Origin of the sequence: Acinetobacter terrae (genome assembly GCF_013004375.1) — a bacterium.
GTDB lineage: Bacteria > Pseudomonadota > Gammaproteobacteria > Pseudomonadales > Moraxellaceae > Acinetobacter > Acinetobacter terrae.
The window spans coordinates 126,869-146,280 of the sequence record NZ_JABERI010000007.1; the positions used below are offsets into that span (position 1 = coordinate 126,869).

Annotated in this window: 18 protein-coding genes; 3 read left to right on the forward strand and 15 right to left on the reverse strand. The window is 39.5% G+C overall.

Going from position 1 to position 19,412, the window contains the following annotated elements; genetic code table 11:
• Positions 1-122: 122 nt before the first annotated feature.
• The 5 genes from sohB to HLH14_RS04445 all read right to left on the reverse strand — a co-directional run bounded on the left by sohB (position 123) and on the right by HLH14_RS04445 (position 6,226).
• Entirely contained in the window at positions 123-1,085 is a 963-nt protein-coding gene (sohB, locus tag HLH14_RS04425) for a protease SohB (protein ID WP_171532751.1), read from the reverse strand.
• A 306-nt stretch (positions 1,086-1,391) separates the two neighbouring features.
• The gene (gene pstB, locus HLH14_RS04430) at positions 1,392-2,318 is read right to left on the reverse strand and encodes a phosphate ABC transporter ATP-binding protein PstB (RefSeq protein ID WP_067725073.1); all 927 of its coding nucleotides are present in this window, start codon (positions 2,316-2,318) and stop codon (positions 1,392-1,394) included.
• A 13-nt stretch (positions 2,319-2,331) separates the two neighbouring features.
• Entirely contained in the window at positions 2,332-3,723 is a 1,392-nt protein-coding gene (gene pstA, locus HLH14_RS04435; RefSeq protein ID WP_067725071.1) for a phosphate ABC transporter permease PstA, read from the reverse strand.
• Positions 3,720-5,099 (reverse strand): phosphate ABC transporter permease subunit PstC, encoded by a 1,380-nt coding sequence (pstC, locus tag HLH14_RS04440; RefSeq protein ID WP_067725068.1) that lies wholly within the window; start codon positions 5,097-5,099, stop codon positions 3,720-3,722. Before pstC ends, pstA begins: the two co-directional genes overlap by 4 nt.
• 101 nt (positions 5,100-5,200) lie before the next feature.
• Positions 5,201-6,226, reverse strand: a complete 1,026-nt coding sequence (locus HLH14_RS04445; protein ID WP_067725066.1) for a substrate-binding domain-containing protein — start codon at positions 6,224-6,226, stop codon at positions 5,201-5,203.
• 608 nt (positions 6,227-6,834) lie between these two features.
• Here HLH14_RS04445 and HLH14_RS04450 point away from each other — a divergent pair.
• Entirely contained in the window at positions 6,835-7,887 is a 1,053-nt protein-coding gene (locus HLH14_RS04450) for an aromatic ring-hydroxylating oxygenase subunit alpha (RefSeq protein WP_067725064.1), read from the forward strand.
• Positions 7,888-8,181: 294 nt separating this feature from the next.
• Here the strand turns inward: HLH14_RS04450 and HLH14_RS04455 are convergent, their stop codons facing one another.
• A complete protein-coding gene (locus tag HLH14_RS04455; protein ID WP_171532752.1) occupies positions 8,182-9,714 on the reverse strand; it encodes a pyridoxal phosphate-dependent decarboxylase family protein in 1,533 nt (510 codons plus the stop codon).
• A 3-nt stretch (positions 9,715-9,717) separates the two neighbouring features.
• Positions 9,718-11,091 (reverse strand): diaminobutyrate--2-oxoglutarate transaminase, encoded by a 1,374-nt coding sequence (locus HLH14_RS04460; protein WP_067725060.1) that lies wholly within the window; start codon positions 11,089-11,091, stop codon positions 9,718-9,720.
• 472 nt (positions 11,092-11,563) lie between these two features.
• On the opposite strand from HLH14_RS04460, the gene HLH14_RS04465 reads away from it, so the two are divergent.
• Positions 11,564-12,268 (forward strand): SIMPL domain-containing protein, encoded by a 705-nt coding sequence (locus HLH14_RS04465; protein WP_067725058.1) that lies wholly within the window; start codon positions 11,564-11,566, stop codon positions 12,266-12,268.
• A gap of 475 nt (positions 12,269-12,743) precedes the next feature.
• Entirely contained in the window at positions 12,744-13,058 is a 315-nt protein-coding gene (locus HLH14_RS04470) for a hypothetical protein (protein ID WP_171532753.1), read from the forward strand.
• A gap of 93 nt (positions 13,059-13,151) precedes the next feature.
• Here the strand turns inward: HLH14_RS04470 and HLH14_RS04475 are convergent, their stop codons facing one another.
• The 8 genes from HLH14_RS04475 to HLH14_RS04510 all read right to left on the reverse strand — a co-directional run bounded on the left by HLH14_RS04475 (position 13,152) and on the right by HLH14_RS04510 (position 19,412).
• Positions 13,152-13,730 (reverse strand): hypothetical protein, encoded by a 579-nt coding sequence (locus tag HLH14_RS04475; RefSeq protein WP_235940463.1) that lies wholly within the window; start codon positions 13,728-13,730, stop codon positions 13,152-13,154.
• A complete protein-coding gene (locus tag HLH14_RS04480; protein ID WP_171532755.1) occupies positions 13,724-14,986 on the reverse strand; it encodes an AAA family ATPase in 1,263 nt (420 codons plus the stop codon). Before HLH14_RS04480 ends, HLH14_RS04475 begins: the two co-directional genes overlap by 7 nt.
• A 406-nt stretch (positions 14,987-15,392) precedes the next feature.
• The gene (locus HLH14_RS04485; protein WP_171532756.1) at positions 15,393-15,551 is read right to left on the reverse strand and encodes a hypothetical protein; all 159 of its coding nucleotides are present in this window, start codon (positions 15,549-15,551) and stop codon (positions 15,393-15,395) included.
• Positions 15,552-16,036: 485 nt separating this feature from the next.
• Complete coding sequence (locus HLH14_RS04490; RefSeq protein ID WP_171532757.1) at positions 16,037-17,266, reverse strand: hypothetical protein; 1,230 nt, start codon at positions 17,264-17,266, stop codon at positions 16,037-16,039.
• Positions 17,267-17,327: 61 nt separating this feature from the next.
• On the reverse strand, positions 17,328-17,651 hold the full coding sequence (locus HLH14_RS04495) for a hypothetical protein (RefSeq protein WP_171532758.1): 324 nt from the start codon (positions 17,649-17,651) through the stop codon (positions 17,328-17,330).
• A 66-nt stretch (positions 17,652-17,717) separates the two neighbouring features.
• Positions 17,718-18,173, reverse strand: coding sequence for a hypothetical protein (locus tag HLH14_RS04500; protein WP_171532759.1), 456 nt, complete (start codon positions 18,171-18,173; stop codon positions 17,718-17,720).
• A complete protein-coding gene (locus tag HLH14_RS04505; protein ID WP_171532760.1) occupies positions 18,170-18,454 on the reverse strand; it encodes a helix-turn-helix transcriptional regulator in 285 nt (94 codons plus the stop codon). Before HLH14_RS04505 ends, HLH14_RS04500 begins: the two co-directional genes overlap by 4 nt.
• Positions 18,455-18,536: 82 nt before the next feature.
• The gene (locus HLH14_RS04510) at positions 18,537-19,412 is read right to left on the reverse strand and encodes a hypothetical protein (protein ID WP_171532761.1); all 876 of its coding nucleotides are present in this window, start codon (positions 19,410-19,412) and stop codon (positions 18,537-18,539) included.

Consider the following 19,412-nt stretch of genomic DNA (forward strand, 5'->3'; position numbering starts at 1 on the left):
GCTTTGTTAACTGTATTAATTTAATTGCAACATAGCAGCTCAAGCTGAGTTGAATATTAAGATATAGTCAAAAAAATGGCGCTCATTAGAGCGCCATTTTAAAATCAGAAGATCACTTTAAATTAAAGCTTAGGATCACGCAGTTGAATAACATTCGCACTCGCTTTTGACAACGTTTCCATGACTTTATTCATCACTGCAGGCACCAAACCATCTGCCATTTGTGCAGCTTGCAAGCCCAGCTTTTCACCTAAAGTTGGTTTACGACGCATATCAAGCACATACACATCATGCTGTGTCAATAAACCGAGTAGATATTCATCTGAAGTTTGCAGTTTGTCGACCAGGTTTAATTCAAGCGCATCTTTTCCATACCAGTGCTCGCCTGTTGCGACTTTTTCAACATTCAGTTGTGGACGGTATTTTTCAACAAAGTGCTTGAATAACTCATGGGTTTGTTGCAATTCTTCTTCAAATTTGGCTTTACCTTCAGCGGTATTTTCGCCAAACATGGTTACGGTACGTTTAAACTCACCTGCGGTATAAAGCTCAAAATCGATATGCTTGTCTTTTAACAGACGATTAAAGTTGGGCACTTGAGCAACCACACCAATTGAACCCACAACGGCAAATGGCGCAGAAACAATTTCGTTGGCAATACACGCCATCATATAACCGCCACTTGCTGCAACCTTATCGACACAAATTGTCAGGTTAAAACCGGCATCACGCAGACGCACCAGTTGTGCAGACGCTAGACCGTAGCCATGCACCATACCACCCGGGCTTTCCAGGCGAACAACCACACGGTCACGTCCTGCTTTTGCTGTCGCCAAAATAAGCGTAATTTCTTCACGTAAACTTTCTACAGCAGATGCAGCGGTATCGCCCTTAAAATCGAGCACATAAATTTTTTGATTATTCTTTTTACGTAACTTGGCTTCTTTTGAAAGCTGTTGAGTGAGTTGCAAGAGTTCAAATCTAGATGCTGTGGCTTGCGCAATTTTTTTACGTTGTTCATTTACGCGCGCATTTAAATGGCTAATTCGAATTTCAGCCGGTAATTTAGGGTTATGGAATAACATATAAAATGATTTCTCTAATTGTATGTGCAGTTACCTTTAACATGAGGTCAAAACATTGAAAATTCAATATGAATTTTATAAATCATCCAATTGCAGAGATTCTTTTCATTTAAGCGCTTCATACATTGAGTCATTTTCTCAGCATAAAACCACATGTCTAAAGATAATAATCGGATAAAAAATAAAGGTTAAATGATCGCTAGCTGAACACGTTGCATTTCGTTTTCAGACAAAAATATTTGATAAAAAAATTGATATTTAAATAAAAAAAGAGCCTTTCGGCTCTTTTTCAATACTGTCATTTCATTAACCAAAACGACCAGTAATATAAGCTTCAGTCAATTGATGATCTGGCTGAGTAAATACTTTTTCAGTCGCATTCACTTCAATCAAATCACCCAAATGGAAGTAAGCAGTACGGTCAGAAACACGCGCAGCCTGTTGCATTGAGTGTGTCACAATGGCAATGGTGTATTGCGTTGAAAGCTCTGAAATCAGTTCTTCAATTTTTGCCGTTGCAATTGGATCCAGTGCTGAACATGGTTCGTCCATCAAAATCACTTCCGGGCTAACTGCAATAGTACGTGCAATACACAAGCGCTGTTGCTGACCACCTGAAAGACCTGTACCCGGTTGGTTTAAACGATCTTTCACTTCATCCCAAAGACCAGCTTTATGCAGGCTGTTTTCAACAATTTCTTCAAGGTCATATTTATCACGTGCCAAACCGTGAAGTTTTGGACCATAAGCCACGTTATCGAAAATTGATTTCGGGAAAGGATTTGGTTTCTGGAACACCATGCCGACTTGCGCACGAAGTAATACCACGTCCAGGTTTGGATCATAGATATCTTGGTTATCCAGCATTACTTTACCCGTTACACGACACGAATCAATGGTGTCATTCATACGGTTTAAAGTACGTAGAAAAGTCGATTTACCACAACCAGATGGACCAATAAAAGCAATCACTTCATTTTCGTAGATATTGATATCAATACCTTTAATTGCTTCTGCTTCACCATAGTAAACATGTACATCCGTAGTGCTTATTTTAACATTGGATGTTTCATTTTCTTTTTTAGCCGAAGGATGGGTATCAAATTGCGAAACAAATGAAGTCCCTTGACGTTTTTTATCTACTTCGGGTGAAGTAAATTGTTTCTGATCTTGATTCACGGATTCATCCTGCTCTAAGGAATTTGTTTTTGACATCGCTGTTACAGTATTCATATATTGCCCTTTCTTACCAGCGCACTTCAAATTTCTTACGTAACCAGATTGCCAGACTATTTAAGCCCACCATCATTGCAAGTAAGACAATAATTGCGGCAGCGGTGCGTCCTTCGAAGAAGTTACGTAATTCATTGCCCTGCCATAAGAAAATTTGTACCGGTAATGCTGTTGATTGATCGAGTGGTGAAGCTGGAACACTCGCAACAAAGGCACTCATACCAATCAGCAGCAGCGGTGCTGTTTCACCTAAGGCTTGTGCTACACCAATAATCGCACCAGTTAAAATACCCGGTATCGCAAGTGGCAATACATGGTGAAATACCGTTTGCACACGAGAAGCACCCAAACCCAATGCCGCCTGACGAATTGATGGCGGTACAGCTTTAAGCGATGCACGCGTGGTAATAATCACGGTTGGAAGTGTCATCAAACTGAGTACCAAACCACCGACCAAAGGCGCAGAAATAGGTAACTGCATCCAGCCAATAAAAATGGCAGCACCCAACAGACCAAACACGATGGATGGTACGGCTGCAAGGTTATTAATATTCACTTCCACGACATCAGTAATGAAATTTTTCGGTGCAAACTCTTCAAGATAAATGGCAGATGCCACCCCGATTGGAATCGAGATAAAAATCACGATCAACATCATGAACAATGAGCCCATGAATGCACCGGCTAAACCAGAAGTTGCTGGAGAACTACGCGAGTCTGGATTGGTGAAAATATTGGTATTAAAGGTATTTTCAAGCACACCTTTGGCTTTTAAATCATCAGCAAGCTGGCGAACTTCTGGGCTTAATTGCTGCTGATCATCAGGTAATGAGCGATCAATATTTCCTGCTAACCATACATCAACATTGGCATCGGCCAAAATATTTAAATCTTTCTTTTGACCAATCAATGCTGGATCTGCAAGTACCAGATCACGTACACGGTAAGCTTCTGAACTGGTATACAGACTTCCAAGCTCATCGCGTTTAGACGCAATACTTGGATCTTTTGCAATTAATCCATTCACGATTAAAGCATCCCAATCAACCATCCCCATTTCAGTTTGCCAAGCGATAAAGCGCTCTTGAAAATGGGCAGGAGATTCGCCTGCTTTTTTAATCGGCTTCGCGCCAGCAGTAATTACCGTCGGGTCAAAATAGACTGGAACCGTCATACTGGTTTGCCAAAATGCCGGTAAGCCCTTTGCCAGAATACTTCCGAATAGCAGTACCACAAAGAACAGACCGGTAATGACTGCAGAGAAGCCGAATATGCGAAACATTTTTTCTTTGCGATGACGCTTTGCCAAAGAATTACTAATTCTTTGTTTACGTTTTTCGCGCAATTCAGCAGAAATGCGTGGATCACGTGCCTGATCCATGGAAGATGTATTAGAAGTACTCATTCGTATTGCTCGCGATATTTACGCACGATAAACAGTGCAACGATGTTCAAACCTAAAGTAATCACAAACAAGGTTAAACCCAATGCAAATGCCACCAATGCTTGTGGGCTGGCAAAGTCGGTATCACCTGTAAGTTGATTGACGATAGTAATGGTCACGGTTGAAATCGCTTCCAGCGGATTAGCATGCAGTAACGGACTATTCCCTGCGGCCAAGACCACGATCATGGTTTCACCAATCGCACGAGATGCTGCAAGTAAAAATGCGCCAATAATGCCCGGCAAGGCTGCAGGTAACACCACCTGACGAATGGTTTCAGACTTGGTTGCACCGAGTCCTAAAGAGCCATCACGTAGCGCGCGAGGCACCTGGGTAATAATGTCATCTGAAAGTGAAGATACAAACGGGATAATCATAATCCCCATTACGAAACCTGCGGTTAAGGCACTGGTGGCATTAATTTCTAGCCCAATGCTTGCTCCAAGCATTTTAAAGAATGGGCCAATAATCATCAGTGCAAACACACCGTACACAATGGTCGGAATGCCGGCTAAAACTTCAATCGCCGGTTTAGCCCAAGAGCGAAAGCCAGAGGATGCATATTCAGCCAAATAGATCGCAATCATCAAACCGACTGGTACTGCGACTAATAAAGCGATACCACTGACCATCAGCGTGCCCCACAGCAGCGGCAACAGGCCATAACTTCCTTCAGCATTTCCTGATGTACTAAAACCTGGATTCCATTCTGTACCAAAGAAGAAATCGAGTGGACTGACGAAGTTAAAGAAGCGCATGGCTTCACTAAACATCGACATCACAATACCAATGGTGGTTAAAATAGCCACGCCAGAACATAAGGCTAAAGCGATATTAATGGTTTTTTCGACCTGGTTACGTGCACGATATTGTTGCGCTACACGTTTTTTTGCCAAAACCAGACCCGCTAAAGCGGCACAGATCACCACTGCCAATTTAGCAAAAGAACTAATCGTTTCAATTCTGGATAATTGTTGTGCTGCCGCAATTTCATAGGCTGCTGCTTGATCACTCACGCCAAAGCCAGAGGCAATCGCCTGAACACGGTCAATCACAACTTCCATGCCAGATCGATCTAATGTTGCCGCAATATTTGCAGGTACATTATCTAAAATCACATGTCGTAAAATATTCGGTTCGACAATATTCCAAACCAGTAAAATTAAAAAAGCAGGGATCCCACACCATAAAGCCACCAACGCACCGTAATATCCAGGACGAGAGTGCAACTTCGCAGAGTTATTTCCCTTACCTGCCAGGCTACGGCTTTTAGATAACCCGATTTGATAGGCTACGGCAATCAATGCCAATAACACACCTATGAGTAGCAGATTCATGTATTCTCCGGCATTTTTTCAATTTTCATGCTTTGAAAAAACCTTGTCTTTGCAAAAAAGCTGATGCTAGAAATTATCTAGCACCAGCTCGTTCATCCTAATTACTTAACCGCTTTACCAGCTTTCAAAGCTGCAAGAGTGTTTGCGCGTTCTTTATCAGACATTGAAATCAAACCCGCTTTTTCCAGCTTAGAACCTTTACCTGAAACTTTCTTACTTAAGAAGTATTCAGAATATTGTTGTAAGCCTTTGATTGATTTAAGGTGCTCACCTTTCACGTAGAAGTACAATGGACGTGATACTGGGTAAGAACCATTCAGAATCGTTTTTTCTGATGGCACAACGTTGTTTACTGTCGCTACGCGTAATTTGTCACGGTTTTGATCATAGAAACCTAGACCAAATACGCCAACTGCACTTGGTGAAGTTTTTAAACGTGCCAGTGTTTCTGTATAGTCGCCTGCAATTTCAATCACTTTGCCGTCTTTACGGAAAGTAGAACATGCTTTCTTCTGTGCATCTTTATCTAAATTTTTGAAATATGCGTAAGATTCACAACCTGCTTCAACCATTTTTTCCTGGAACACTTCACGTGTACCATGGTTAGATGCTGGAATCACCAATGTAATTGGTTCATTTGGAAGTGATTTGTCAATTTGGTTCCAACGTGTATACGGGTTTGCAACCAATTTACCATTCGAAGGTAATTCTGCTGCAAGCGCTGCAAATACATGTTGTGGACGTAATTTATAAGAGGCTTTCTTTGAATTAGACGCAAATACAATACCGTCATAACCCACTTTAATTTCAATCACTTGATTCACGCCTGCTTTTTTACATGCAGCTAATTCAGAATCTTTAATTTTACGAGATGCATTGGCGATGTCGATGGTGTTATCACCCACGCCTTGACAGAATTGCTTCAAACCGCCCGATGTACCACCAGAACCTACAACAGGTGTTTTAAACTGTGGAAAAGTGTTACCAAATTCTTCTGCTACAATACTTGCATAAGGTAGAACAGTTGAAGAACCAGCGATCTGGATGGTGTCACGAGCTGCATTTGCTGTTGTTGCTACAGCTGCCCCTGAAACTGCTAAAGCAAGTGCGATGTGATTTAAGCGCATTCTTTTCTCTCTTCATTAGATGCAATTTTGAAGTACGCTACTTTTTTATAAAGTTTTGTACTTTTTCGATAGTTGCATTTTGATTTTATAATATGACAAAGAAGTTACAGCTATGTGACGTTTTAATGATAATTAAAACAGCTGTTTTTTTATAATTATAAATTCATATAAATCAATAAATAACATTAGATTTAATCTGATAAAATTTTTATTTTTGCAGCATTACAATTGTAATAATTCATTTACTGTCATTAAAAATCATTGCTTATTATTTCATCATCGATTTATGTGTCTCATCATTTTGATCGATTTACTTCATATCTATTTTATTTTTTGAACTCAAAACTGGCATCTAATTCAATTTTTTACTGACAAAAGAATGGTCTAAAAAAAGCTCTTTTAATGATACTAGAATGACCTTATTCAGTTGCAAATGTATATATACCTATCCCAATAAAGCAGGATGACGTATGTTCATTTCACTCATTTTATTTTCACCATCGCCTTACTGTTCTAATTTTTGCAATCAACGATCAAGTTAATTGAAATTTCATAGAATGTGGCGCTGTTTTATATTCAAACTCAAGATCAAGAAAAAAGATTCAGTTATGAATAGTATAAATATTGCCACTTTTAATCCTGATTTACCCGTACATATGACATTTGAGGAACATGACTGGCATTTATTAGCGCAACATTGGTATCCGATTGCCCTTGCCCGTGATATTACCGATCAGCCAACAGGCACAATGCTGCTAGATATGCCCCTTGTGATTTATAAAATGGGTGAAAATCTAATTGTGGCTAAAGATGCCTGTCCTCATCGGGGTATCCCTTTAAGCTTGGGAAAAAATGATGGTCAAGGCGTAGTCTGTCGTTATCATGGTTTACGATTTGGTGAGCAAGGCAAATGTAACCGCATTCCCGCACATCCGCAGCATAAGATTTCAGATCGCTTTAATCTAAAAACGTATGCTGCGGTGGAACGCTATGGTTTGATTTGGTGTTCGCTGACTACGGCAAAAGATGCTGAACCCAATATTCCAGTCATGCCCTTTTGGGATGATGCTGAATACCAACAACTGGTCTGCCCTAAAGTAGACATTAACTGCTTTGCAGGAAGACAGCTCGAAGGCTTTATTGACGTGGCTCATTTTGCCTGGGTGCATCCGGATACTTTTGGCGATCCGGAGAATGTAGAAGTACCTGACTATACAACGACTGAAACCGGTTATGGCTTTTCTGCAGATTATATCAGTGGTGTTGGACGTTATCCGATTGGACTAGATCAACGTGGTCAGCAAGATTTCAAATGGCTTAGACATTTTGAAATTAGTTTGCCATTTACCGCAACTTTAACCATTCATTTTCCCAACGATGCACGACAAGTCATTATGAATGCTGCATCTCCGATGACAGCGCGTTCTACGCGGCTATTTGCACCGATTTGCCGTAATTATGACAAAGACTTACCGGTTGAAGATGCTTACGAGTTTAATTTAAAAATTTTTGAGGAAGATCGCTTGATTGTAGAAAATCAAAAGCCTGAATATTTGCCACTGGATTTATCATTAGAAGCTCACTTTCCAGCAGATCGCAGTTCAAGTATGTATCGAAAATTGCTAAGAAAGATGGGGTTTAGTCCGCTATTTGCAGCATAATATTTATCTAAAAATAGATTCCTTGTTTTCAAAAAATGAATTCCTCCTCGATGTCTGCAATCGAAGCAGGCGGCATGGATGCCGCTGTTGGGTGGAGGTTTTAAGGACGAACCTCCCACCCAACAAAGGATTTTTGTTACCTTGCGGTAATATATTCCTCATCCCTGAAAAGTAAATGATCTTCAACTTTGCTAATCAAACTTCAACCATAAGATTTACGGTTAAATCATCTAAATATAAGAAAAGGAGATCAATTGATCTCCTTTTCTTTAATACAATAAACTACTACATCGATTAGTCGATGGCAGGTTTATATGTACCGGCTTGAATTGGACCTTTGATACGATCAGCTTCTTCTAGCACTAAGCGTAAAAGATTCTTCACGTTATCTAAAGTTGCAATAGGGCTAAGTGTAGTCATCTTCAATGATTGAAGATCACCCACTTTAGTTACCCCAATATTCGCTTCACCACGTGCAAACAATTCATCTGCAACGTTCTGGTTGAGTGTATCAAGAAATTCTGTTGGGTAGCCTTCAGGAATCACACGGAACAATACAGAAGCAAATTGCGGATCAACCAGCATCTCTAAACCAGCAGTTGCATTGATGTAGTCAGCCACTTCGCGGGTCAACTTCACACCATGGTCGATCATCGAACCATAAAGCTCTTCACCGAGTGCCTCAACCGTCATCCACAATTTCAACGCATCAAAACGACGGGTTGTTTGTAATGATTTAGACACCAAGTTTGGAACACCATGCTCTTCATCATAAGCAGAGTTTAAGTACTCAGCTTCATAATGCATGAAACGGTAGTTCGCTTCGTCTTTCAACAAGAATGCGCCACAAGAAATGGTTTGGAAATAATGCTTATGGAAGTCCAAAGTTACTGAATCAGACAACTCGATACCATCGAGCATTGAACGAAACTCATTCGAAAGAATCAGTGCCCCACCCCATGCTGCGTCGATGTGCATCCACGCGCCATACTTGTTAGTGATGTCACGAATCGCTTTTAATGGATCGATCGCACCGGCATCAGTTGTACCTGCGGTCGCAACCACACATGCAACAATTTTGCCTTCCGCTTGTAGCTGTGCCATGGTTTGCTCGAGAGCAACAACATCCATCCGTGCGTTTTTGTTCACTGGAACAGTCACCACAGACTGGAAACCCATGCCCATCATCGCCATGTTCTTTTGCACAGAGAAATGTGCATTTTCAGAACAAATCACTTTGACATTACGCATAGCATCCGCAGGAATCCCATCACGCTGTACAGACCACGGATTACCGTTTTCGTCTTTCCAGTTTTTCGAGATGCAAGCATCACGCGCAAGCAATACACCCATCAAGTTCGATTGCGTACCGCCAGAGGTGAATACACCTGCCTGACCTGCACCATAACCGACTTTTTGACGTAGCCAGTCAATAAGCTGAACTTCCATCAATGAACCTGCAGGACTTTGATCCCATGAGTCCATAGACTGGTTGGTTGCATTAATCAACACTTCTGCAATTTGGCTAGCGACCATAGTCGGGCAATGCAAATGCGCAAGTGAATTCGGATGATGTACTTTCAAGCTTTTATTTAAGAAAAGCTCAACCATACGCTCAAGAGATTTATGTAAGCCCATGCCTTCTTTTGAAGGATGAAATGCAATTGCACTGCGTAGCTCTTTAATGCTGCCGCCAGTGTACATTTTGTCGTTTTGCAACCATGCTGAAACGGCTTTTACCGCTTCGTCCATTGCTGACTGATAGTCAGCAATGGAACCTGCATCATTGCAGAATAACGCTTTACGGTGTTCTGCAAAATCTACCATGTATTATGCGCCTCGAGTAGCAATAAGCGCTTCAGCAATTGCTTTCTTAAAGCGAGCAATCGCTTCAACACATTCGTCATGCGTGATGATGAGTGGGCAAAGTAAACGAATCACTGTACCGTTACGACCACCTTTTTCTAACAACAATTTGTTGTCGAAACATGCAGTTTGAATCGCAGCAGCCAATTGAGAATCACCTGGTAATGAACCCATGTGATCTGCTTTTTGGCGTTCATCTACGATTTCAACACCAATCATCAAACCACGGCCACGTACGTTACCGATACATGGGAATTCAACTGCCAGTTTTTTCAATTCAGCTTGCAGGAAATCACCACGTTCTTGTGCATTTTGCGCAAGATTTTGTTCTTTAATGGTTTTGATTGTTGCAAGACCAGTACCCATCGCCAATTGGTTACCACGGAAAGTACCGGTGTGACCAGCAGGCTGCCAAGCATCAAACTTACGTTTAATACCAAGCACTGCAAGCGGCAAGCTACCACCTACTGCTTTTGACATCACGATGACATCTGGCTCGATCCCTGCATGCTCAAAAGCAAACATTTTGCCTGAACGGGCAAAACCGGCTTGAACTTCATCAAGAATAAGCACGATGTTGTGTTTTTCAGTCACTTCACGGATTTTCTTCAACCATTTGGTTGGCGCGGTAACAACACCACCTTCACCTTGAATCGCTTCAAGAATGACTGCAGCAGGTTTTGTTACACCACTTTCTACATCTTCAATAAAGTTTTCGAAGAAGTAAGTCAAAGCATCTACACCTGCTTCACCGCCAAGACCCAATGGGCAACGATATTCATGCGGATATGGCATAAACTGTACGCCTGGCATTAAGCCATTCACCGCATTTTTAGCAGACAAGTTACCTGTCATGGCTAAAGCGCCATGCGTCATCCCATGATAGCCACCGGAGAAGCTGATCACAGTACTACGACCTGTGTAGGTTTTTGCTAATTTAATTGCTGCTTCTGTACCATCTGCACCAGACGGACCACAGAACTGTAGACAATACTCAGCTTTACCACCAGGTAATTGCTCAAGTAGTGCTTCAGTAAAAGCATCTTTTAAAGGCGTTGTTAAATCTAAAGTATGTAATGGCAAGCCACTTGCTAAAGTGTCTTGAATACTTTGGATGACCGCAGGGTGATTATGGCCTAAAGCCAATGTCCCTGCCCCAGCTAAACAATCGAGGTACTCTGTACCTTCAACATCAGTAACCCAGCAGCCTAAGGCTTTTGCTATCGCTAACGGTAATTTACGTGGATAGCTACGAACATTGGATTCCATCTGGCTTTGGCGAGTCAAATAGTATTCGTTAGTAGACTTAGGGGCAGGATTTACAGAAGAAACGCTCATATCGAATTACCATCTCTGATATGGGTTAAAAGAAATAAGTCGGGTGACTTGCGGTCTTTTGACTCGGTGCTTTATAGTTCTAGTTAGACTTCAATTTATTTGTCATAACTAGAGGGCGGATGATACCGAATTTTTATAAAAAATAAACAACTTTCGGCACTTTATCCGTCCTAATTCATCAAAAAAAATATCAAGCTAATCTAGAGGTTGAATTATCATCTTACATTGTGACAGGGGAAAGAAAACCTCAATTTCTTATGCTTTTATTGGTAAAGTCGTGTAATAAAGTAAAACTGCTTGCAAATTAAGTTATAAGTGCATAATTTTTCTTAAATTTCATAAATAAAAATAGAGGTTGTTTTTTGAGCTTGTTTTTACAATCCCACCACAAACTCTACTAAAATTCACCATAAACACACTTTAATATCATCAGTATAGATTCAAATTTCACTTACAAAAATAGGTCAAAAAAATGCGTTATTTAACTCTCTCCACTCTGGTTTTAGCCTCTGCTTTCAGTGCAACTGCCTTTGCTCAACAAAATGAACAACTTAATTACAACGTCGTTAATGTACAAGCAGAAGCTGCACGCCAAGTGTCGAATGATGAAATGCATGCTGTTTTATACATTGAAAAGAGCAATAAACAACCTGCTGAACTTGCGTCACAAATCACGCAATTAATGAATCAAGCCATGGCTTTAGCCAAGAAATATCCACAGGTTAAAGTAGAAACAGGTTCACAGACCACTTATCCCATTTATGACAATGATAGCCGCAAGTTAAAAGAATGGCGTGGTCGTGCAGAAATTCAAATTGAAAGTACTGACTTTAAAGCCGCGAGCCAATTGATCGGTGAACTTCAACAAAACTTCCAGACTCAATCGATTAACTTTAACGTTTCAGATGCGCAACGTAAAAAAGTTGAGAATGAGCTGATGGTTGAAGCTTCAAAAAACTTCCAGCAACGTGCACAAATACTGAGTCAGGCATGGAGTAAATCGGGTTATAACCTGGTGAATCTTAATTTGAATACCAGCGGTCAGTACCCTCAACCGGTCATGATGCGTGCCAACATGGCAAAATTTTCAGGTGCTGAAGCTGTCGATGCTCAAGATGTAGCAGCGGGTGAATCTAAAATTACCGTGAACGCCAATGGTACGATTCAGTTTAAATAAGACTTTATAGCTTCCTCTCCTTTTCAACAAGAGAACAGTTTTTCTAAGAAGTATTTATTTTCTTGAGGGAAGTTCCCTCTCCTTCCAGGAGATAAGAATCCTCAGAATATATACTGAGTTCGCAAGGGAAAAGACTTCCCTTTTTAAATTTCAGAAAATTAACACATAAAAAAATCCCGCTCTTAAGCGGGATTTTTTTAATACGTAAGCTCTTAATAGATCGCCATATGATTGCGGTTAAACATTGGAATAAGTAATTGTTTTTTAAATTATAAAATTTATAAAATCCCACCTAACCTCCCTAATAACCTCTACGCCTTAATTTTATTGCCGTTTCATTTTGTATTAAAACTAAAACTTATGATCGGCTTAGTTCATAATTTTATTTTCCTAAAGATATTCAAATAATTTTTGTATAGACTCGGCGATAGCTCAAGAAAATTTATACTAACGATAATGACATGGACGTTAAAATATGAAGTTAAAAGCACTAGTTTTTTTATATTGTGTACTGCCAACTTTAAGCTTCGCTGATGATTGCGACACTTACGGGGATTTTGCAGAGTCGGTTATGGCAGCTAGGCAGTATCAGACCAAGACAAAGCAGCAATTAATGGACGTTTCAAAGCGGGTCATTTTAGATGAGAAAAAGAATACTCAAAACTTTAAAGTGGCAGTATCAATGATTGATACTGCATTTAATACACCAGTTGAGAAAAGCAAGGCTGATAAACAAATGATTATACGCTTGTTTTCTTATACTTACTGGAAGGCCTGTAGAGGCGGTTAAAGGTGCGTATTCTTGTTTTAATATAAAACTAAATATGATAGTTTTTAATAAAAAGACACCAAGAAGGTGTCTTAATAAATACAAGTGCAGTGATTATGGATGTAAAGTTTTTAAAATAGATTCTATATATTTTATAGATGAGCAATTAGGATGTGCGAGTATTTCCTCAAAAGAAAACCCACAGCGTTGCACCATATCTTTTGCTAAGGTTATTTTATTTCTACAGCCGCGCTTTTTTTCTTGTAATCCTAGAGCTTTAATCCTTTCAAAAGGTTTTTCTATACCTTTGCTCTCTGGATCTTCTACATAGTATTGAGTATCTTTTTCCAACCAAAAACCTAGAGCAGTAGAACATGCAAGAAACCATGATTCTGTTGCAACTATAGTTATAAAACTGTCTTTAATTTGAGGGTGAGAGATCCGCTCTTTCACATGTGAGATCGATGGATAGTCCTCTAAGTCTGTTAATATAAAAATATGATCAGCACCTTTATTATTTAAAGTTTCAATCATGTCGTTAATTTTATGAGGCAGTAAATTCCCCCCTCCTTTTGCGTTAATGATATGGTCAATAATTTCTATATTAAATTGTGAAATCCAGTTTTTAAAAGGTAATGATGAAACTAAAACTTTTTCTGTATCACCCTCTACAATAAATCCAACTTTTACCAAGGTAAACCACCATTTAATAAATTCATTAACCAAGCCTGGTCTAAAGATGTTTCTTCTAAATGAGGATTCGCTGTCTTTGCATTTTTCAACTGAGTTTTTCCATTAATCTTATCAACTAACCATAACTCTTCTAATGCACAATTTCTAACAACAGTTTCACTGTGTGTAGTAACAATTACTTGTAAACTTTTTTCACTAATAATTTGTTTCATGAATGAGATGAGTTCTACTATTGCCTGTGGATGAATACCTCTTTCTGGCTCTTCAATAATAATTAAAGTAGCTTTATCTTCATTCCAAAGTAATGTAGTTAAGATAGCTAATGTATAGATAGTCCCATCTGAAATAGAGATAGCTGGTAGAGGTCTATTATTCTCTTTAAAATAAAGGCTTAAAGAGTCTTCAAATTCTCCTTTTTTTACTTCAATTTCATCGATACTAGGAACTATTAAAGATAATAGTTCATGAAGATCTGCCCATTTATCTTCATCCTTTTGAATTTCTAAAAGAATAGTTGATAAATTTTGTGCATGAATTAAAAGATTAGATTTATTAAAAATTTTGTTAGGGATTTTAGGACTTAAGGGATTTATTCGATATACATTAAGGCTTTCAATAAAGCTATATACTGGCTCACCTTCAAAATAAGAACTCAAACCTGTTTTATCTGAGCTCAATTCATCTAAATTATTATCTTTTAAAATATCTGGTACTTCATCTTTAATCTCTTGGATTTTCTGAGTCATATCCATTAAAGATGTGATACTTTTCCGATATTTTTTAAGTTCTGTTTTTTTAAGATTTTTTAAATCTTGTTTTTTAAGTTCTTCGACATCGACCATATATTTAGACATTTCAGCAACAATATCTTGAAATTTGCTAAAATTAATTTTTTCTGCTTTATCAACTTTTCTTGAATACATTGTCATAAGATCTGTTGATAGTTCTTCTTTTATAATTTTACCGTCTTGAACATTTACAGATAAATTATACCGGTATTCAACATCATGATCATTTTTAACTTTTAAAGAAAAACTAGTTATATCTTTATCTGTAATTAAAGATTTATCACCAAACTCTTCAATTGCATTTGATACCCCATTTAAAATGATATTTTTAAAAAATAACAAGGCATCACAAAAATTACTTTTACCTGCACCATTTGAACCAACTAGACAGGAAAACCCTGTAGATGGCTCAAAAATTACATCTTCGAGGCTTTTAAATCCTTGTATATGAATACTTTGGATTTCCATAGGAGCTCACAAACAAAAAAACTAATGTAATGTATCATATTCAATAAATTATCATTTAAAAATAATTTTCAACCTTACTTTCTAGATTTTTATAAAATTAGCAAAATACGGACTATAAAGGTCATTCCGACAATAAGAACTATACTTTTTTTATTTGAATGATATTCGGTGTAAGTCAACATCTAACGCTACCTCCTACATTCTGGTTTGCTTCGTACGCCACTTAAATTCAAAAACCGACATCCAACTACACTTTTAAATTAAAATCAAATACAGCGCAAATGAGAGTGTGATACGGCTTATACCCAGTGAGACAAGGTTAGTTGAAAATAAGCTCATGCACTACACACGCTATACCTTGGGCAAAAGGCGAATTTTCTAGGACTTCGCCTTTTGTGATTAAAGCTTATTCGCTGATTAGCAAATACTCACCGCTTGCACTTTGAATGATTGTTCCCTGTGTTGAGTTGAGAACGGTCATTGAAGTTGAGTTGATAGAGTTATCTTTAACCGCTGCTTCTGTTAGGGTAATAAATTGTTCTTCGGTTAATTGCGTTACAGTCATGATTGCTTCCAATTTTGTGTTTAAGTGAGCATTGGTTGTCTTGTAATCAATGCTATCAATAAAAGTTTGTTAAGCGGTGACTTAACATTTTGATTTATTGACCAATTGGGATGGTATTCTGATTGATTATGTCGATCAAAAAAGTAAAAGGTGTGAATTAAAGAAATTTCGCCTATTTTTTATCAATCAATCCTGTTATTGGTTCGTCAGTTCGCTTCGCTCACTTCCTCTCCCTCTCGAAATATGATTAAACAATACCACTGTTGTTACCTCTGTTATTACACAGTCCCATATGGGTATATAGAGCTATATAAGTTAATAGGCAGACAACGGCGTCAATATTGCCCTCTAGGAATGACACGCCAAGCCTTACGGCGTTTTTGCTTCTAAAAAAAAGTGCGTACTTATTGCGAAGATCAACATTCTAAAAAGTGCGTACTTATTGCGAAAATGGGTATCTTAAAAAGTGCGTACTTTTTGCGAAGTCACCCTTTAAAGTTCCGCTTGAGGTCACTCACTTTTCGGCTGATTACTTTGTTTAATTCGCCATTTTTAGTGATCGTTTGATTAAAGCTGCGCTTGTGTCTGCTTTTGCTGTAGTGCTCTTTCGTTTGCTTGCCAAATGTATCCACGGATTCCCGATAAAGTTTTTTGTCGTCTGCCGTTGCGTTCTTACTGAGCCGTGTAAACTTCAAATGATTAAAGGCGCATTGAATGATCTCAGGGAGATTGCTTAGGCTGTTATTCACTCCAAATTCTGAAACGGCGCAATTCACTTCTGTTCTAGACCGGTGCTCGCTCTCATGAAGGTTTAAGCCTCTGTCTGTCATCTTGTGGTACGAGGTATGATATGCAAGGGAGCCGTCAGGATTCACCCCGATACAATAACCATCCTCAAGCTTCCTTAGGAGGTCAATGGGAGTCTTGGGAATTGGCGTAAAAGTCTTTTCAGTCTTGTATGTGCGCTCATTGATCGAGTTCTCAAAGTAGGCCAGTGACTTATGAAGTGCCGTCAGCAATGCTTTACTTTTAGCATTGTAGAAATCAAGTGAGACTTCTATGCGAGTTACTTTGATGTCGCTGTATGTCACGCCGTAACGCTCCAAACATTGGATGATGGCTTTTAAGTCCTTTCTCGACCTTACATCATGCACCTGCTTAATGGTGAATACATTGCCTGATTGCTCAATGCCGCTCTTATCGCTTTCGATGTAGTACCGCGTGCCAGTCTTTTCGGTTAAGTGTTTTTTGATGCAGTGGCGCGTAGTTGGTTTGTTTACTTCAAACTGTAAAGTCATGAAGTCAATGACTGGCTTGATCTCAATGCCCATCGCTTTAAAGTCATAGCTGTGTATGTCGCTATAAATCTCGGTTTCCCATTCATCCGCACGCTTGGCATTGTCGACATAGCGTTGGCGCATACCCTGCAATTGTTGCTCTAGGTCTTCATCTGATATTTTGGATGATACGGTGATGATGTTGCCTTCGTCTGCTAATGATTCTAATAGCAATTGGTCGAGTTCATCATCAAGTCTTGCTGCTAATACTTCTTGAGCATTACCGCCAAGTGACAAACCTCTGCTCATAGATGATTCGACTAAATCGCGCCCAGCATAGAGACTGTCTAGCTTACTTAATGTCTCTGCTTCGCTTTCATAAATCGAATTGACGTGATGGGATGAAGTCGTATAATTAGGGGTGTAAATTGCGTTCATATTTTAAGCTCTGTATGACGTACGACGGCGTTGTGACTTGTGCCCACAGCGCCGTTTTTATTTATATGAATATCTCATCAAGTTCGAAGTCTTGCTCGTCCGCTTCGATCAAAACTGATTTTAAAGAAGGGGCATAGGTGTTTAAGAGCGCCTTGCCATTGCTTGTAAGAGTAAGCGTGGTACATAGGGAGCCGTTTCTTGATTCGCGCCCCGTACGCTCTATCAAGTCGCGTTTAGCAAGGTGGTTAACACTACACAAGACAGCTTGCTTCGTTGCGGTATAGGTCAATGATTGTCTGAGTTGCGTCTGGTCGATCAATGAGCCGTCTAGGTTGCCCCTTTCGATTCTTTTTAGTATTTCAACTTGCTTAGGGGTTAGTTTCAATTTGATTGACTCCTAAATTAAAGGGAGCATTTTTAGTGCCCCCTTTTTTAATGTGCTCATCCGCGATTACATCAATTCAAGTTCTTTTAATGCTCTTATTTTTCGGTTTAATTCGCGCTTAATATCCACACACTTAAGCTCGAAGCCCGCAACTTTGTAGTAATAAACGGCAAAGCGGCACGCTTCATCAATACCCGCCTCTGTCTTCAAATCAAAATCGCCATCATTTTCATCAATGATATTTAATGCAATTTCGCTGATGGATTCATCACTTAGGCTTGGCAGTTGGTTCACTTCGATAGTTTCCTTATGCGGTGTCAGGGTTACGCGTATGAACTCAAGCAAGGCTGATTCTGTATATGTCAATTTTCCATTTACAACATGGGTTGTGATCTTGTAGCCGTTGCTTTGGTCTGCATGGTGACGGCTATTTTTGGCTAAAAACCCATACCATTTTTTAGCATCCCCGTTTAGAAGGCTTGCGAGAAGTTCGGCCGCCTGCCATTGTGTTAAGTATTTCATTTCACTCCCTGCTGCTCGAGCCATTTCTCAACATCGGCAGAATTCCAAACAGTCACCCCGTTCATCTTTATTGGCTTTGGGAATTTTCCCTCTCTAACCCAAGTCCATAGAGTCTTAGAAGTGATTGGCAATAAACCATTACGTGCGGGCTGCTCACGCTTAATGCAAACCTTACCCGCGTTTTCGCCTGTTTTAGTTGTGTATGTTCTTTGTGGCAATGCTTTGGATGATGTTAAGTGCTTTACCTGCAGGAGGCTTGGCAGTTGTTGCGCGATGTTCATAATCGTGTCTCTATGGCTTGTATGCTCCGATTATGAACATGCTTTAATTGCGCTTCTAGACGGAATCTTAAATCGCTCGTATCTAATTTCGCCTATTAATTTCGTCTATTTTCCATTGATCAAAGGAAGCCTCAATAAAAGCTTTTGTCTGTTTTGCTTCCTCATTTGTTGGTCGCTTAGGTTTGCCCCATTCCTTCAAATCTGTTACCCAGTCTCTAATTTTTCTTTCTCCGTCACCCTTCAAATTAGTAATATGGTCTGTGTCTTTAATCACCTCAAAGATTGCAGCAGCCAGTCTTGCCTTAGTCACCACCCCACTACCTTTTTTCGAAAGGACATAATTTGCCAAGCCTTCGACACGCTCCCTTGTTTTCCCGGGGCTATATTTATCTATTTCTTTTTTTGGCTTTGCTTTTGTTTTAGCGATGTATGCGTTCAGCGAATCTCTGGTAATTAGCAGCTCATCTGCCGTGATTGTGTAAGATGCCGATGCGCCCTCCTCTCTCTCGAACTCAAGGAAGTATTTAGGCGAATCAAACATCTGCCAACCGTTCTTATACTCTGAGTCAATCTCATAAAGGTACTGATCGCTGACTCCTTGCATCAAAAGCAGCTGATTGCGTTTGTGGCTTAATTTGTGCACAACCTGCATTTCTATCGGGTCTTTGTAGTTGTTTTCAATCGCATCGAATACGGCACGTTTGTGATGATATGAGGGAGTCAAGTATAGCTCACTTTTAAAGTCCACATCTCTTATTCCAATCAGTTTCGCTTCTGAGATTAAGTCCAGTCGCTCATGATTGCTAATTACACCTAAATAACAATTGTGCGTCCTAGGCTTAAAACATACTTGCAACTCCCCCATTGTCCATAATTGTGCTATTTCACGGCGCGTTAAAGTCTGATCAGTTTTTCTCTCGATTATTTTAATCGCCTCTTTAATTGTAAGGTGCGTCAT

Excerpts from the sequence above, each read along its gene's own strand:
- HLH14_RS04485 (WP_171532756.1), bottom strand. The coding sequence starts at position 15,551 with ATGACTGTAACGCAATTAACCGAAGAACAATTTATTACCCTAACAGAA.
- HLH14_RS04465 (WP_067725058.1), top strand. The coding sequence starts at position 11,564 with ATGCGTTATTTAACTCTCTCCACTCTGGTTTTAGCCTCTGCTTTCAGT.
- HLH14_RS04490 (WP_171532757.1), bottom strand. The coding sequence starts at position 17,266 with ATGAACGCAATTTACACCCCTAATTATACGACTTCATCCCATCACGTC.
- HLH14_RS04470 (WP_171532753.1), top strand. The coding sequence starts at position 12,744 with ATGAAGTTAAAAGCACTAGTTTTTTTATATTGTGTACTGCCAACTTTA.
- HLH14_RS04450 (WP_067725064.1), top strand. The coding sequence starts at position 6,835 with ATGAATAGTATAAATATTGCCACTTTTAATCCTGATTTACCCGTACAT.
- HLH14_RS04510 (WP_171532761.1), bottom strand. The coding sequence starts at position 19,412 with ATGACGCACCTTACAATTAAAGAGGCGATTAAAATAATCGAGAGAAAA.
- HLH14_RS04505 (WP_171532760.1), bottom strand. The coding sequence starts at position 18,454 with ATGAACATCGCGCAACAACTGCCAAGCCTCCTGCAGGTAAAGCACTTA.
- pstC (WP_067725068.1), bottom strand. The coding sequence starts at position 5,099 with ATGAATCTGCTACTCATAGGTGTGTTATTGGCATTGATTGCCGTAGCC.
- HLH14_RS04460 (WP_067725060.1), bottom strand. The coding sequence starts at position 11,091 with ATGAGCGTTTCTTCTGTAAATCCTGCCCCTAAGTCTACTAACGAATAC.
- pstB (WP_067725073.1), bottom strand. The coding sequence starts at position 2,318 with ATGAATACTGTAACAGCGATGTCAAAAACAAATTCCTTAGAGCAGGAT.
- pstA (WP_067725071.1), bottom strand. The coding sequence starts at position 3,723 with ATGAGTACTTCTAATACATCTTCCATGGATCAGGCACGTGATCCACGC.
- HLH14_RS04480 (WP_171532755.1), bottom strand. The coding sequence starts at position 14,986 with ATGGAAATCCAAAGTATTCATATACAAGGATTTAAAAGCCTCGAAGAT.
- HLH14_RS04445 (WP_067725066.1), bottom strand. The coding sequence starts at position 6,226 with ATGCGCTTAAATCACATCGCACTTGCTTTAGCAGTTTCAGGGGCAGCT.
- HLH14_RS04455 (WP_171532752.1), bottom strand. The coding sequence starts at position 9,714 with ATGGTAGATTTTGCAGAACACCGTAAAGCGTTATTCTGCAATGATGCA.
- HLH14_RS04500 (WP_171532759.1), bottom strand. The coding sequence starts at position 18,173 with ATGAAATACTTAACACAATGGCAGGCGGCCGAACTTCTCGCAAGCCTT.
- sohB (WP_171532751.1), bottom strand. The coding sequence starts at position 1,085 with ATGTTATTCCATAACCCTAAATTACCGGCTGAAATTCGAATTAGCCAT.